Below are 13,778 nucleotides of genomic sequence, written 5' to 3'. Positions count from 1 at the left end.
TCTAGAGTCGTTAAAGGGAGGGTACTTGAGCATGAGCAAAAGCGAAAATTCATCGACAGCAACAATGATCATTATTACCGGAATGTCTGGAGCAGGCAAAACGATTGCTGTACAGAGTCTTGAAGATCTTGGATTCTTCTGTGTAGATAATTTGCCACCTGTACTTATTCCGAAGTTCGCTGAATTAATAGAGCAATCCAATGGTAAAATCGGTAAAGTTGCACTTGTAATTGATTTACGTGGACGTGAATTTTTTGCTGCTCTGTCTGAATCCCTAAGCTATATCAAAAACCACTATACGATTCATTCTGAAATATTATTTTTGGATTCTAGCGACTCGGTACTGGTTCAGCGGTATAAAGAAAGCAGACGCCGGCATCCGCTAGCGCCTGAAGGTATGCCGCTGGATGGTATCCGTTTAGAACGTCAAATGTTAGATGACCTCAAAACATCTGCGACTCAGATTATAGATACAAGTATTATCAAGCCTGCTCAATTAAAAGAGAAAATCATTGCTCGTTTTTCTCATTTGGAATCCAATCGGTTATCGATTAATGTAACTTCATTTGGCTTCAAATATGGTATTCCGATTGATGCCGATCTCATTTTCGATGTTCGTTTTTTACCTAATCCTCACTATATTGACCATCTAAGGCCACATACCGGACAGGATAGTGATGTGTACGAATATGTAATGAAATGGCCAGAAACACAAGCTTTTCTGACTAAATTATTAGATATGTTGCACTTCTTAATCCCTCATTACCGGAATGAAGGCAAAAGTCAGGTTATTATAGGCATTGGTTGTACAGGCGGTAAGCATCGTTCTGTTGCGATCTCTGAATATCTGGGTCGCATGCTTGGCGCAAGCGAAACAGAAACTGTACGTGTTAGTCATAGGGATGCTGATCGCGATCGGCATTAAGGAGTGAAAGATATGTCTATTTCACAACCCACTTTACCTGTGGTTCGTCCGCGAATCGTGGTTATGGGTGGTGGCACCGGGTTGTCGGTAATGCTTAGAGGTCTCAAAGAAAAGCCATTGGATATTACAGCTATCGTTACTGTAGCAGATGATGGTGGAAGTTCTGGTATTCTTCGAGACGAACTAAAAATGCCGCCTCCGGGTGATATTCGTAATGTACTCACCGCTTTGGCGGATGTAGAACCTCTTTTATCAGAGATGCTCAAATATCGTTTTCAAAAAGGCGAAGGACTTGCAGGTCATAGCTTAGGTAACCTGATTCTGGCAGCAATGACAGACATATCGGGTGATTTCGTGACTGCTGTTCGAGAATTGAGTCGTGTATTTGCTGTGCGAGGACAAGTGCTTCCAGCAGCAGAACAGGCTGTTATTCTACACGCCGAGATGGAGGATGGCTCTATCGTCACTGGGGAGTCGAAGATTCCTGAAGCCGGTCAAAAAATCAAACGCATTTTTTTAGAACCTGATCATGTAGAACCATTGCCTGATGCGGTACTCGCTATTCAGCAGGCAGATGCGATTCTGATCGGACCTGGCAGTCTGTATACGAGTCTGTTGCCCAATTTGCTTGTGCATAAGCTTGCAGATGCGATATTGAATTCAAATGCGCTCAAATTATTTATCTGCAATGTGATGACACAGCCGGGAGAAACAGATCATTATACAGTAAGTGATCATTTGAATGCGATCTATGAGCATGTCGGTCATCGCTTATTTGATTATGTGATTGTGAATAACGATCCTATTCCTTTGAAAATGCAAAAACGGTATGCCGAACAAGGAGCGAAGCCAGTAATTCTGGATCTGGAAACGGTGGAGTCGCTCGGATACAAAGTTATTGCAGACAAACTGGTGCTCTATGGAACCTATCTTCGTCATGATGCAGATAAGTTAAGTCATCATATTTATGAACAAGTTAAAAAATCTATGTTATCGAAAGGGTGAGTCCATTGTCATTTGCGGCGCAGACGAAAAAAGAATTAACGATGGTAGAGGCTGATGACTGTTGTGAACATGCAGAACTGTCTGCGCTTATACGGATGAATGGTTCAGTGCAAATTTCCAACAAGAAAGTGATTTTGGATATTTCTACTGAAAATGCCGCTATCGCAAGACGGATCTATTCCCTGATCAAAAAGCATTTTGCTGTGCATACTGAATTACTGGTGCGTAAAAAAATGCGTCTCAAAAAAAATAATGTCTACATTGTTCGTATTCCGATGGGTGTACAAAGCATTCTGACTACACTTAAAATTGTGTCTGAAGGATTTATGTTTACCCCGGGCATTAATACGGAAATGGTACGCAAAAACTGCTGTAAACGTGCTTATTTACGCGGTGCTTTTATGGCAGGTGGATCGGTGAACAATCCAGAAGGATCATCGTATCATTTGGAGATTGCATCGATGTATGAAGAACAATGTCAGGCGCTTGTTGATCTTGCGAATGAATTTGAATTGAATGCTCGCTGTATTGAACGCAAAAAAGGATTTATTTTGTATATCAAAGAAGGCGAAAAAATTATTGAGTTTTTGAGTATTATCGGAGCTCATCAAGCGCTATTCAAATTCGAAGATGTTCGTATTATGCGAGATATGCGTAATTCCGTAAATCGTATCGTAAATTGTGAAACAGCTAACTTGAACAAAACGATTGGTGCAGCAGTTCGTCAGATTGATAACATCAAATTTATTCAGCGCCGTATTGGACTTGAACAATTGCCTGATAAATTGCGTGAAGTAGCAGAGATTCGTCTAGCACATCCCGATATGAATCTCAAAGAAGTAGGCGAAATGCTTAAAGGTGGAGTCAGTAAGTCTGGCGTCAATCATCGACTACGCAAATTAGACGAGATGGCTGAAAAGATGCGCAATGAACACTATGCTTGAATAAAATAATCTCACGTAAGCTTTATTTTTTTCTAGTACGGTGCGTGCTATAATGGTATAGTGTTATGAACATGGTATTAAACACTGTGAGCTGCGTATGCACGCTCAATAGATGTAATGAATATGTATTATAGGGGGTAACGATCTCATGACAAAACACCCGGTTGTTGTTCGATTGAAAACGGGATTACACGCAAGACCTGCAGCATTGTTTGTACAGGAAGCGAATAAATATTCTTCAGAGATTTTTGTTGAAAAAGACGATAAAAAAGTGAATGCTAAAAGCATCATGGGCATTATGAGCCTTGCAATCAGCTCTGGCACTGAAGTATACATTAGTGCTGAAGGCGCAGATTCAGAATCTGCTGTAAACGCTTTAGTCAGTCTAGTAAGCAAAGAAGAATTAGAAAACCAATAAGCCCCCCATAGCATATATGGAGGGCACGCCGTCACAGATTGCTGTGGCGGTTTTTTTGTATAGTTAGCATCAATTAGCTTAGAAAAATGCCTTTTTTAGCAAAGTTCAATTTTAATTGAAACGCATTCCATGAACTTTGATATCCGAAGCCATCTCGCAATACAGCAAATGGAATATACATCCGTCCATTGACCACTGTAGCATCAGGCCCATTCCATTGATGATTATTCAGACGCATCGTTACGCCAGAATTGCTCATGATCATATCGAGCTGATCATCATTTTGCAATAACGTATATGTTTTGACGCCAGATTCATATCGTAACGTCATTCCTATAGAGTCACGTAGCATAACGACTGGAATCATCGTATTACCACCGATCAAAAGACCATTTTGCGGAAGGCGTGTTCCATTCCATTCTAACTTCACTTCACGCGGCTTGGCTGGAGTGGCAGCTTGAACGGCTGTTGTATTAAAAATTAGAATACTCATCATAAGCAAAATGGAACTCCATAGATATTTGTTTTTTGACATGGTGACTCTCCCCTCATTCTATTATTCCCGATCTCGTGTACTCATTATAGCGCTAAAGTCCATAATGGTGGGATTATATGAGATTATAAAAAAAATAATCTAACTTGTCACGATGAACTTGAACAATGCTCAACTTGTTGTGTGAAATACATACGCTCTTGTCTGATCTCTCTATTTTTCGGCCGAGTTTGAAAAACAACTCCTCTCTCCATAATCGCTCAAATAATCAATGATGCAACTTTTATTTGCTCCTTATCGTTTAGTAGGTACAACCAATTAAGGAGTGAATAAAATGAAAAGAACAAGTAAATCCCTAGCTTCATTGATGCTCGCAGGTACATTACTAACTGGTATGAGTGCGTTTGTAGCACTGCCTAGTCATACAACTTATGCAGCGGAAACGGCAGTTACAACAGCACCAGGTGTGATTAATGTGAGTGGTACAGGTAAGTTAACAGTCAAACCAGACATCTCATATCTAACGATCGGAGTACAGACAACTTCAGCGACTGCTGCCAAAGCCCAATCAGCAAATGCTGAGAAAATGGCAAAATTGAATACTTTGCTCAAAGGAGAATGGAAAATTCCAAACGCGGATATTGAGAGTGTTCAATTCTATGTACAACCCAACTATGATTATAACGGTAAAGACCCGCAAAAAGTTACAGGTTATACGGCATATCATAGTTTGCAAGTGACTTATCGTGATTTGGACAAATTAGGTTCATTGTTGGATGCTGCTGCTAAATCAGGAGCTAACAATATCGGTTCTGTAAGCTTTGGGATCGAAAATGAAGATACCTATCAAGAGCAAGTCATTGCCAAAGCAATGTCTAATGCAAAAGTAAGAGCTCAATCGATTGCAAAAGCAGCAAACCTTTCACTCGGAAGCTTGTTGTCCGTAAGTGATCCAGGTGTAAGTGCACCACCTGTTGTATATATGGAAAAACAAAGTGCTAAAGCGTTGGATACTCCTGATGCTGCCGGTACAAATATTGAGCCAGGTACGATTGAATTGAATGCTACACTTAACGTGCAGTATGCTATGAATTAACAGATTGAAGCGTGAATGAATCTGATTAGAGCAAAATAATCAGAATTGTAACTAATTATACGTGCAAATCCACGTATCGTTTCAGTATAGTAGAAGTTTACTAAAGCAGAGCAGTCCTCAAATTAGAAACGTTTATCTTGTTCAATATCTACATGAGCAAGATAAACGTTTTTTTGATATTCAGCAGAAAAACCTAAAAATGTTTTACAGTTTCATCATTTTTAGTAGTGCAATCGTGACTATGTTGTAAATTGATATTGAGTGATTTGTAAATCTCTTGATAAATGTTAAGGATATAATAAAGAAGGTTAAACCAAATATAACATGATACATAATGTTAAAGGAGAGATAAGGAATGAACACGAATCAAAACAATACATCTAAAGCATATTTGAAAAAAATCTCTGCGTTTCTGTTAGCAACAACGATGGCTACTGTAGGAACGGTAGCTGTTCTACCAGGAACTTCTTATACAGTACAAGCGGCGGCTGCAACATCGTCTACTGCTAAATCAGCTATTCATGTACAAGTAGAAGGAAAAGCGATCGCTACAACAGGGATTGTGAGTCCAAATGGTAGTTCGCTACTTCCTTTAAAAGACACAGCCAAAGCAATCGGGGCTACAGTAACGTACAATGCTAAAGAGAAAACAGTTACCGTGACCAAAGACAAAAATAAAGCATCATTTGCTCTAGGAGTAGATGTAAATGACGGTGTATTTGTTACCTTAAATGGTAGTACGGTTGGAGATAGTTATGATGCTAAAATAGTCAATGGTACTTCTTATGTAGCTATCAAAGCAGTTACAGATCAATTCGGATATCGTGCGGTATGGAATGGTGCTACACGTACTGTAAATATAACAAAAGAAGGCATGAATAATATTGAACTAACAACAGCTACTCTAAAACCGACCAAAACGAACAGCTATACAGAGATTAATATTAAATATCCAGTCATATCTGGTTTGGACAATTCAGAAGCTGAAGTAGCTATTAATAAAGCTTTCAAAGCTCATGCGCAAACTTATTTGGAACAAACACAAAAACAAGCTAAAGAATTAGGGGCTCCTCCTAAAGATTCAGCTATGACATATGAAATAGATAGTGGTTATAAAGTAACTTATAATCGTAACGGTGTATTAAGTGTGTTAGTAAACGACTATGAATTTCTCGGTGGTGCACACGGCGGGGCTACGCTAACTGGGATGACATTCTCGTTGAAAGACGGTAAGCAAATTCAATTGAGTGATCTACTCAAATCCAATAGCAATTATCGTAAAGACATCGACAAAGTCATTAATGCTGAAATCAAAAAAGAAGATCTTTACTTTGCAGATAGTTTTAAAGGAATTGCTGCTAATCAAGGATATTATTTAACAGATAGTGGACTAACAATCTATTTCCAACAATACGAAATTGCACCATATGCAGCAGGTACACCAGAGTTCTCATTTACTTTCAAAAAATTGTTACCTACAGGTGTAAATCCACTGGATGCGTACAAAGCTTAATTTTGATAATATAAGTGATCGGATGATAGAGTAATTGCAATATTATGAAGTAAATGTAGCAGTTATTAGACTTACTATTATAAAAAAGAATACAAAAAAGCCTCCGGTTTATATCCCGGAGGCTTTTTCGCGTGTTGTTCCAGCATGCTGGAGTAAAATTATACCCCTTGTGGAGGTGTATTTTCAATCACTTTATCAACTATGCCATATTCTTGTGCTTCAGCAGCAGTCATAAAGTAATCGCGGTCTGTATCTTTTTCGATACGTTCCAACGGTTGACCTGTGCGATCAGCTAGAATTTTGTTCAATTTGTCGCGCATTTTAAGAATACGACGAGCACGGATTTCGATATCTGTTGCTTGTCCTTGTGCGCCACCAAGTGGTTGGTGAATCATGATTTCGCTGTTAGGCAAAGCAAAACGTTTACCTTTAGCACCAGCGTTAAGCAAGAATGCACCCATACTTGCAGCCATACCTACACAGATGGTAGATACATCAGCTTTGATAAATTGCATTGTATCGTAAATAGCCATTCCCGCAGTGATCGAACCGCCTGGACTGTTAACATATAGGTGGATGTCTTTCTCCGGGTCTTCGGCTTCCAGAAACAGCATTTGTGCAATAATCGCGTTAGCTACAACATCATTAACTTCAGAACCTAGAAAAATAATGCGGTCTTTTAACAGACGAGAGTAAATGTCATAGGCACGTTCTCCACGACTGCTTTGTTCAACGACCATTGGAATATAACTCACTAGAAACCCTCCTTCAAAGTTGTACATCATAATAGATTAATTATAGATCAAATATTGTATTAGAAGATACTCATTGTTCTTACCACATTATAGGATAATTCGAATCAAAAGTCAAAGAAAGTCAAACTATCCTGACCAAAAGTGTAGGAACATCAGTAAAATCGGTTAATGAAGAAGAGGGCAACCAAAATTTGGGTATAAAAATAACCAGCATAGGCTGGTTAAAGGGTGTTCTGCATTTATAAGTCAATCACTTAATGTTGCGCAAATAGTTCTTAGATATGATAGAACATATCAAAAGGCATTCGATCATACCGATTCTTATGTAAAAAAGATAATGAAATAAAAAATATAAATGGCGCGCCCGCCAAGAATCGAACTTGGATCTCAGGCTTCGGAGGCCTACGTCATATCCATTGGACCACGGGCGCACATCAAAACAGCAGTACGATTGATTATAGGATATCTACCTATAAAAAGCAAGTTAGCTTGGGAGGAAATCACGGATAAAAACGATAACATCAACCTCTCACAGAATAGTTGTGTTAAAAACTTGCTTCTGCATGAAAAATTGGTTAAGATAGACGTGGGACTTAAAAAGTTATGCCGGGACATTTTGAGTCCATTAAGAATCGCGGATATAATGAACACTGAGCGAGATAAGTTGCAGGAGTGGAATGCATGCGGAAAATATTAGAAATACAAAAGCAGCTTCTGCCCGATCTCACCGAAGTACTCAAAAAAAGATATACGATTCTGCATCAGGTTATGATGGTAGGGCTGGTTGGAAGAAGATCACTCGCCACATCGCTTAATATGACTGAACGCGTCTTACGTGCAGAGACCGATCTTCTCAAATCGCAAGGGTTACTTGAGATTGAAAGTACGGGAATGAAGGTTAGTGAAGCAGGCAAGCAATTGCTTGATGAGCTTGAACCTATTATTCAGGAACTGCTTGGATTATCGAATCTGGAAGAACGTATTCGCACTTTCTATAAGTTGAGACAAGTAATTGTCGTTCCTGGTGATAGTGACATATCTATTATGGCTAAGCAAGAGCTTGGACGAGCAGGAGCCAAAGCGCTGCTCAGTGTCATCCGTGAGGACGATGTCGTTGCTGTTACAGGAGGCTTTACATTAGCTGAAGTCGCTGAGCAACTCAGTCCATCCATACCAGCACCTCTCAAGAATGCCTGGTTCGTACCGGCAAGAGGCGGACTTGGAGAGAGTATGGAATTTCAGGCGAATTCGATTGCTTCCACTATGGCAAAGCGTGTAGGCGCACAATATCGATTGTTGCATATTCCAGATTTATTGCGTGAAGATGCTTATGAATTGCTTTATCAGGATCAGAATATCCGCGAAATTGTCGGTCTGATTCGTAAAGCACGTATCATCATGCATGGAATTGGAGATGCGATGGAGATGGTGCGTCGCCGTAGACTTGAACCCGAGGCAGCGGAAGAAATTCATGCCGCTGGAGCTGTTGCTGAATCATTCGGTCATTATTTTAATGAACAGGGTGAGACGGTGCACCAGATGTTAACGATGGGACTTCAGCTCGATGATATTTCCAAAGCGGAAGTGGTTATCGGTATTGCTGGAGGTCGTAGCAAAGCCAAATCGATTCATGCTGTACTCAAATTCGGTCAGGAAGATATTCTGGTCATTGACGAAGCCGCTGCTAGAGAAATTGTGAAAGAACTAGACTAGTCCTTTTGCTTCATTTTCGAACGTCTAGCAGTCGGCACACAAGATTTACTCTATAATGTTGTCTTGACATGCCTTTTATAAGGTATGTCTTGAAATAAATTAAATACACTATCTCTAGGAGGAATTAACTCATGGTTAAAGTTGGTATTAATGGTTTCGGACGTATTGGACGCTTGGCTTTCCGTCGTATTCAAAATGTAGCAGGTATTGAAGTAGTAGCAATTAACGATTTGACTGACGCTAAAATGTTGGCTCACTTGTTGAAATATGATACAACTCAAGGTAAATTTGACGGCGAAGTTGAAGTTCATGACGGATTCTTCAAAGTAAACGGAAAAGAAGTAAAAGTTCTAGCTAACCGTAACCCAGAAGAACTTCCTTGGGGAGATCTTGGTGTGGATATCGTTCTTGAATGTACTGGATTCTTCACAACTAAAGAAGCAGCTGAGAAACATTTAACAGCTGGTGCTAAAAAAGTTGTTATCTCTGCTCCAGCTACAGGCGAAATGAAAACAATCGTTTATAACGTAAACCATGAAATTCTTGATGGTACTGAAACTGTAATCTCTGGTGCTTCTTGCACAACGAACTGTCTTGCTCCTATGGCTAAAACATTGCAAGATCAATTCGGAGTAGTAGAAGGCTTGATGACTACAATTCATGCTTACACTGGCGACCAAAACACTTTGGATGCTCCACATGCTAAAGGTGACTTCCGTCGTGCTCGTGCAGCTGCTGAAAACATCATTCCTAACACAACTGGTGCTGCTAAAGCAATCGGTTTGGTTATCCCTGAATTGAAAGGTAAATTGGATGGTGCAGCACAACGTGTTCCTGTAGCAACTGGTTCCCTTACTGAATTGGTAACTATTTTGGAGAAAAAAGTTACTGTTGATGAAGTTAACGCTGCTATGAAAGCTGCTTCTGATGCTGAAACTTATGGTTACACTGAAGACGAAATCGTATCTTCTGATATCAAAGGTATGACTTTCGGTTCTCTATTCGATGCTACTCAAACTCGCGTTCTAACTGTTGGTGACCACCAATTGGTTAAAACTGTAGCTTGGTACGATAACGAAATGTCTTACACTGCACAATTGGTTCGTACTCTTGAGTACTTCGCTAACAAAGCGTAAGAATCTTTCGTGAACTGAAATAAATATTAATTCCATAAAGCGGAAACAGGTTTCTTGTGTTTCCGCTTTTTCTAAATGAATATCTGTTTTAAATTGCTCGTTAATCAAAATTCAGGGCATGGAGGAACAATATAATGAATAAGAAAAGTGTTCGTGATGTAGAAGTAAAAGGTAAAGTGGTATTTGTACGTGTAGATTTCAACGTACCTATGGAAGACGGTAAAATCACAGATGACAAACGTATCCGTGAAACTTTACCAACGATTCAATATCTAGTTGAAAAAGGTGCAAAAGTTGTACTTGCAAGTCATATGGGTCGTCCTAAAGGTGAAGTGGTTGAATCACTACGCTTAACTCCACAAGCAGAGCGTCTATCTGAATTGCTAGGTCAACCGGTTGCTAAAGCTGACGAAGCTATTGGCGATGCAGTAAAAGCAAAAATCGCTGAATTAAAAGAAGGCGACGTTTTGGTTCTTGAAAACGTACGTTTCTACCCTGGTGAAGAGAAAAACGATGCAGACTTAGCTAAATCTTTTGCAGAATTGGCTGATCTATTCGTAAATGACGCATTTGGTGCAGCTCACCGTGCGCATGCTTCAACAGAAGGTATTGCACACCACTTGCCAGCAGTATCTGGTCTTTTGATGGAGAAAGAATTAGATGTATTGGGTAAAGCATTGACTAGCCCAGAACGTCCTTTCACAGCAATCGTAGGTGGATCTAAAGTAAAAGACAAAATCGATGTTATCGATAACCTAATCACACTTGCAGACAACATCATTATTGGTGGTGGATTGACTTACACATTCTTCAAAGCTCAAGGTCATGAAGTAGGACAATCTCTTCTAGACGAAAGCAAATTGGATGTTGTACTTGGATTCATGGAAAAAGCAAAAAAATTAGGTAAAAAATTGTATCTTCCAGTAGATATCGTTGTTTCTGACGATTTCAGCGCAGATGCTAACACAGATATCGTAACGATTGATAAAATCCCAGCAGCTTGGGAAGGCGTAGACATCGGTCCTAAAACTCGTGAAATTTATGCTGATGTAATCAAAAACTCCAAATTGGTTGTATGGAACGGACCAATGGGCGTATTTGAAATCGCACCTTTCTCTGGTGGTACAAAAGCAGTAGCAGAAGCATGTGCAACAACTGAAGCTTACACTATCATTGGTGGCGGTGATTCCGCAGCAGCAGCAGAGAAATTCGGCTTAGCTGATAAAATGGACCATATCTCTACAGGTGGCGGTGCTTCCCTAGAGTTTATGGAAGGTAAAGCTCTTCCAGGCGTTGTGGCATTGAACGATAAATAAGTTTAAAATGTATATAGATTTGAGTGCTTTGGATTGTACAAAGCACTTCAGTGTGGCTTCGATCAGAACACTGTAGTTATGCAAACAGAAGGAGTGATATCGCAGTGAGAACACCAATTATTGCAGGGAACTGGAAGATGTTCAAAACCGTTCCTGAAGCAAAAGCGTTTATTGAAGATATCAAAGGCAAAGCAGAAGTAGATGGCGTAGAAAGCGTAATTTGCGCTCCTTTCACTAATCTTCCTGCTTTGGTTGAAGCAGTAAAAGGAACTTCTATCAAAATCGGTGCACAAAATCTTCATTTCGAAGACAATGGTGCTTACACTGGCGAAATCAGTGGCGTAATGTTGAAAGATCTTGGTGTGGACTATGTAATCATCGGGCACTCTGAGCGTCGTCAATATTTTGCTGAAACAGACGAAATCGTTAATAAAAAAGTACATGCTGCTTTCCGTCATGGTTTGACTCCTATCGTATGTGTAGGTGAAAAGCTTGAAGAGCGTGAAGCTAACCAAACCAAAGAAGTATGTAAAGTACAAACAGAAGGTGCTTTTGTCGGATTAAGTGCAGATCAAGCGAAAGAAACAGTAATCGCTTATGAGCCAATCTGGGCAATCGGAACAGGCAAATCTTCTACATCCCAAGATGCGAATGAAGTTATCGCTTATATTCGTGAATTGGTTAAAGGTCTATACAACGAAGAAGTGGCTAACGCAGTTCGTATTCAATACGGCGGTAGCGTGAAACCGGAGAATGTGAAGGAGTACATGGGACAAAGCGATATCGATGGCGCACTTGTCGGCGGCGCAAGCTTGCAACCTGATTCTTACATTCAGCTCGTTGAGGGGGCGAAGTAAATGTCAGCACCCAAACCAGTAGCACTAATCATTATGGACGGATTCGGTCTGCGCGCAGAAGTAGAAGGCAACGGCGTTGCTCAAGCGAAAAAACCGAATTATGATAGATATCTAAGCGAATACCCACACACTACACTAACTGCTTGTGGTGAAGCTGTAGGTCTGCCTGAAGGGCAAATGGGTAACTCGGAAGTAGGTCACTTGAATATCGGTGCAGGCCGTATCGTATATCAAGATTTGACTCGTATTTCCAAGTCGATTCGTGATGGAGACTTTTTCCAAAATGAAGCGTTGGTTGGCGCATTTACAAATGCAAAAACAAACGGCAAAAAATTGCATGTGTTCACCCTGTTATCCGATGGCGGTGTACATAGTCATATCGATCATTTATTCGCTACACTGGATATGGCTAAACGCGAAGACTTCCATGATGTACTGATTCATGTATTCTTGGATGGACGCGACGTATCACCAGATAGCGGTAAACGTTATATGGAACGATTGGTTGCTCAAATAGCAGAAGTGGGCGTAGGTAAAATTGCTACCGTTCAAGGTCGCTATTATGCAATGGATCGTGACAAACGCTGGGAACGTGTGGAAAAAGCTTACCGTGCTATCGCTTTTGGCGAAGGTCCGGCATTCAAAGATCCAGAAAACGTTATTTCTTCTTCTTACCAAAATTCAGTATTTGACGAATTCGTTGAACCATCTGTTATTGTGGATAGTGAAGAAAAACCAGTCGGTACAGTAAGTGATGGAGATTCAATCATATTCTTGAACTTCCGTCCTGACCGTGCAATTCAATTATCTCAAGCTTTTACGCAAGAAGCATTTGAAGGATTTGATCGTGGACATGCACAACCGAAAAACCTGTACTATGTATGCTTAACCACATACAGCAATACAGTAAGTGGAACGGTAGCGTATGGCCCTAAAGATCTGAGCAACACGCTTGGTGAAGTCTTAGTACAGCATGGCAAAAAACAATTGCGTATTGCTGAGACTGAGAAATACCCGCACGTTACATTCTTTTTCAGTGGCGGTCGTGATGTAGAACTTGAAGGTGAGACTCGTATCTTGATTAACTCTCCTAAAGTCGCTACGTATGATCTACAACCGGAAATGAGTGCACGTGAAGTAGCAGATGCTTGTATCGCTGAGATTGAAGCAGAGCGTCAAGATGTTATCATTTTGAACTTTGCTAATCCTGATATGGTAGGTCACTCTGGTAAGCTAGAGCCTACAATCAGAGCGGTAGAAACAACAGATGAGTGTGTAGGTAGAGTCGTAGATGCGATTCTAGCTAAAGGTGGCGTAGCCCTAATTACTGCTGACCATGGTAACGCTGAGACAGAGATTGATGAATTGGGTCGTCCGCAGACGGCACATACAACAAACCCTGTACCATTTATCGTCACAGATAAAAATGTTACTTTGCGTGAAGGTGGTATCTTAGGTGATATCGCTCCAACCATTCTTGATTTTGCACAATTACCTAAACCGGAAGAAATGACAGGTACATCTATTGTCAACAGCCGTAAGTAATTGCTCGCTATAAAGATATGACTTAAAATGTAATGATCATGTATGATCTAAAATAACGATTT

General features: G+C 40.2%; 13 protein-coding genes and 1 tRNA gene. 11 read left to right on the top strand and 3 right to left on the bottom strand.

All coding sequences use genetic code 11. The features are described from left to right. The first annotated feature begins 31 nt into the window (after positions 1–31). The 4 genes from rapZ to PQ460_RS22775 all read left to right on the top strand — a co-directional run bounded on the left by rapZ (position 32) and on the right by PQ460_RS22775 (position 3,292). Positions 32–925 carry an RNase adapter RapZ gene (rapZ, locus tag PQ460_RS22790; RefSeq protein ID WP_204826902.1) on the top strand — a complete coding sequence of 298 codons (894 nt, stop codon included), beginning with the start codon at positions 32–34 and terminating at the stop codon, positions 923–925. Positions 926–937: 12 nt separating this feature from the next. Further along, on the top strand, positions 938–1,930 hold the full coding sequence (locus PQ460_RS22785; RefSeq protein WP_204826903.1) for a gluconeogenesis factor YvcK family protein: 993 nt from the start codon (positions 938–940) through the stop codon (positions 1,928–1,930). A 5-nt stretch (positions 1,931–1,935) separates the two neighbouring features. Next, complete coding sequence (whiA, locus tag PQ460_RS22780) at positions 1,936–2,874, top strand: DNA-binding protein WhiA (RefSeq protein ID WP_204826904.1); 939 nt, start codon at positions 1,936–1,938, stop codon at positions 2,872–2,874. A 148-nt stretch (positions 2,875–3,022) separates the two neighbouring features. Then, positions 3,023–3,292: an HPr family phosphocarrier protein gene (locus tag PQ460_RS22775; RefSeq protein WP_069325823.1), complete on the top strand. Its 270-nt coding sequence runs from the start codon at positions 3,023–3,025 to the stop codon at positions 3,290–3,292. A 73-nt stretch (positions 3,293–3,365) separates the two neighbouring features. Here PQ460_RS22775 and PQ460_RS22770 read toward each other — a convergent pair whose 3' ends face one another. Beyond that, complete coding sequence (locus PQ460_RS22770) at positions 3,366–3,827, bottom strand: stalk domain-containing protein (RefSeq protein WP_273614392.1); 462 nt, start codon at positions 3,825–3,827, stop codon at positions 3,366–3,368. Between the two features lie 292 nt (positions 3,828–4,119). Here PQ460_RS22770 and PQ460_RS22765 point away from each other — a divergent pair, with 292 nt between their 5' ends. Both PQ460_RS22765 and PQ460_RS22760 read left to right on the top strand, forming a co-directional pair. Beyond that, positions 4,120–4,881, top strand: coding sequence for an SIMPL domain-containing protein (locus tag PQ460_RS22765; RefSeq protein WP_273614393.1), 762 nt, complete (start codon positions 4,120–4,122; stop codon positions 4,879–4,881). Between the two features lie 355 nt (positions 4,882–5,236). After that, positions 5,237–6,394, top strand: coding sequence for a PdaC/SigV domain-containing protein (locus tag PQ460_RS22760; protein ID WP_274171289.1), 1,158 nt, complete (start codon positions 5,237–5,239; stop codon positions 6,392–6,394). 158 nt (positions 6,395–6,552) lie between these two features. Here PQ460_RS22760 and clpP read toward each other — a convergent pair whose 3' ends face one another. Together clpP and PQ460_RS22750 are read right to left on the bottom strand one after the other, a co-directional pair. Further along, positions 6,553–7,149: an ATP-dependent Clp endopeptidase proteolytic subunit ClpP gene (gene clpP, locus PQ460_RS22755; protein ID WP_273614395.1), complete on the bottom strand. Its 597-nt coding sequence runs from the start codon at positions 7,147–7,149 to the stop codon at positions 6,553–6,555. Positions 7,150–7,505: 356 nt separating this feature from the next. Continuing rightward, a tRNA-Arg gene (locus PQ460_RS22750) sits at positions 7,506–7,580 on the bottom strand. A gap of 250 nt (positions 7,581–7,830) precedes the next feature. Between PQ460_RS22750 and PQ460_RS22745 the strand changes: the two genes are divergently transcribed. From PQ460_RS22745 to gpmI, 5 genes are all read left to right on the top strand, one after another. After that, the gene (locus PQ460_RS22745) at positions 7,831–8,862 is read left to right on the top strand and encodes a sugar-binding transcriptional regulator (protein ID WP_069325818.1); all 1,032 of its coding nucleotides are present in this window, start codon (positions 7,831–7,833) and stop codon (positions 8,860–8,862) included. 131 nt (positions 8,863–8,993) lie between these two features. Then, entirely contained in the window at positions 8,994–9,998 is a 1,005-nt protein-coding gene (gene gap, locus PQ460_RS22740) for a type I glyceraldehyde-3-phosphate dehydrogenase (protein ID WP_273614396.1), read from the top strand. Between the two features lie 134 nt (positions 9,999–10,132). After that, entirely contained in the window at positions 10,133–11,314 is a 1,182-nt protein-coding gene (locus PQ460_RS22735; RefSeq protein ID WP_273614397.1) for a phosphoglycerate kinase, read from the top strand. 104 nt (positions 11,315–11,418) lie between these two features. After that, positions 11,419–12,171: a triose-phosphate isomerase gene (gene tpiA / locus PQ460_RS22730; protein WP_204826911.1), complete on the top strand. Its 753-nt coding sequence runs from the start codon at positions 11,419–11,421 to the stop codon at positions 12,169–12,171. Then, positions 12,172–13,716: a 2,3-bisphosphoglycerate-independent phosphoglycerate mutase gene (gene gpmI, locus PQ460_RS22725; RefSeq protein ID WP_274171288.1), complete on the top strand. Its 1,545-nt coding sequence runs from the start codon at positions 12,172–12,174 to the stop codon at positions 13,714–13,716. Positions 13,717–13,778 lie beyond the last annotated feature (62 nt).

The organism is Paenibacillus sp. KACC 21273, from assembly GCF_028736095.1.
Classification (GTDB): domain Bacteria; phylum Bacillota; class Bacilli; order Paenibacillales; family Paenibacillaceae; genus Saccharibacillus; species Saccharibacillus kyungheensis.
The sequence above is the reverse complement of the archived record's forward strand: the minus strand, read 5'-3'. Positions and strand labels throughout refer to the sequence as shown.

Excerpts from the sequence above, each read along its gene's own strand:
- PQ460_RS22735 (WP_273614397.1), top strand. The coding sequence starts at position 10,133 with ATGAATAAGAAAAGTGTTCGTGATGTAGAAGTAAAAGGTAAAGTGGTA.
- PQ460_RS22765 (WP_273614393.1), top strand. The coding sequence starts at position 4,120 with ATGAAAAGAACAAGTAAATCCCTAGCTTCATTGATGCTCGCAGGTACA.
- PQ460_RS22785 (WP_204826903.1), top strand. The coding sequence starts at position 938 with ATGTCTATTTCACAACCCACTTTACCTGTGGTTCGTCCGCGAATCGTG.
- gpmI (WP_274171288.1), top strand. The coding sequence starts at position 12,172 with ATGTCAGCACCCAAACCAGTAGCACTAATCATTATGGACGGATTCGGT.
- PQ460_RS22745 (WP_069325818.1), top strand. The coding sequence starts at position 7,831 with ATGCGGAAAATATTAGAAATACAAAAGCAGCTTCTGCCCGATCTCACC.
- PQ460_RS22760 (WP_274171289.1), top strand. The coding sequence starts at position 5,237 with ATGAACACGAATCAAAACAATACATCTAAAGCATATTTGAAAAAAATC.
- rapZ (WP_204826902.1), top strand. The coding sequence starts at position 32 with ATGAGCAAAAGCGAAAATTCATCGACAGCAACAATGATCATTATTACC.
- PQ460_RS22770 (WP_273614392.1), bottom strand. The coding sequence starts at position 3,827 with ATGTCAAAAAACAAATATCTATGGAGTTCCATTTTGCTTATGATGAGT.
- PQ460_RS22775 (WP_069325823.1), top strand. The coding sequence starts at position 3,023 with ATGACAAAACACCCGGTTGTTGTTCGATTGAAAACGGGATTACACGCA.
- gap (WP_273614396.1), top strand. The coding sequence starts at position 8,994 with ATGGTTAAAGTTGGTATTAATGGTTTCGGACGTATTGGACGCTTGGCT.